Origin of the sequence: Bartonella sp. AA1HLJMS, from assembly GCF_042197445.1 — a bacterium.
Lineage (GTDB): Bacteria > Pseudomonadota > Alphaproteobacteria > Rhizobiales > Rhizobiaceae > Bartonella.
On the sequence record NZ_JBHIRW010000204.1, the window covers coordinates 1 to 1,133 of the forward strand.

The window sequence follows — 1,133 nt, forward strand, 5'->3', positions numbered from 1 at the left end:
CATAACTTTACCAATGGGTTTATTTGCCTCAAAATGGACCGTACAGAAGCGTTTTTAATTTCAATGTGGTTTTTATCACAAAATCTTTAAATCGCTCTGTACGGTGCCTTTCTGTCAATTTAAACGCATATATATTCTCAAAATCATCAGCAAACTTCACTACTTTGCTGTTTATCCTTCAATGCTTTTAAATGCGATTTCATGACTGATGCTCCCGAAAAAAGCTCTGCTTTCAAATTTCTGCAATACTCTGCAAGCTCTGCTCCTGTTGGCATAAAGGTTTTCGATAATCCTTTTGCTTTTCCGCATATGATATCCTTAACAGCCTGCTTTAGAGCGTATTCTGAAGCATCTGATAAGGCTATGCTGTAATTTAAAGCGATAACATTAGGGTCTATATTTGCCGGTATTTTTAGACCAGAAAGCAAATAAGCAGCCGCCTCGATATGTTCAACCGTAACTTTCCGTGAAAGCAGTGCTTGTAAGCGATTACAGTCTTGCAAAACTTGCGATCTCTCCTCCAGCGTCAACGGCTTTCCATGCATAGAGGTTGGAGGGTACACACTCCGGTCCACTCTCTTGGCAAGTGCTTGCAAATGAACTGATAGCCTCTGTATCTCTGCTGCATTCTGATCCATAAGAATCGCTAGTGGTGATTGCTGCTTTGAGTGTACTGAAGCTTTGTGAAAGGCTGTTTGTGAAGTTATTTGTTGAGAGCTTATAGCGTTCGTTTGCATATCGTTTCTCCTGTTCTAATTTCTTGGCGAGCGTTCCATTCTGGTTAATAATCCAACCACACCAAGCACTTTGCCAATCGCGATTGTTTGCATTTCGACATGGGTTGGCTTTCCAATGAAGTTTAAATCTTTCGAATTCTAATAACGCCTCATCCTGCGTTAAGCCTTTATCGATTGCGTATTGCAAATCAGGTTCAAAATCTTCTGGTACGCTTCCAAGTTCTTTTTTCCCCTTACTTCGCTTGGCTTTCTTAGGAACGCTTTCTTGCTCGTGAATGATTGATTGGTTGGTTTGCTCTGATTGGCTTTCAACATCACACTCGATTGGCTCGTCAACCAAATCGATTGTTTCTAAATCTTCAAAATCAATTTCTTTTTTTAATAAAACGTTAGTTT

The 1,133-nt window shown here is 39.9% G+C and carries 1 protein-coding gene and 1 pseudogene; both read right to left on the minus strand.

Annotated elements, in window-relative coordinates; genetic code table 11:
- Positions 1-146: 146 nt before the first annotated feature.
- Complete coding sequence (locus ACFIQE_RS10630) at positions 147-503, minus strand: hypothetical protein (protein WP_375621830.1); 357 nt, start codon at positions 501-503, stop codon at positions 147-149.
- A pseudogene (locus ACFIQE_RS10635) lies at positions 490-1,133 on the minus strand (hypothetical protein); the annotation flags it as partial. The gene ACFIQE_RS10630 and the pseudogene ACFIQE_RS10635, both read right to left, overlap by 14 nt.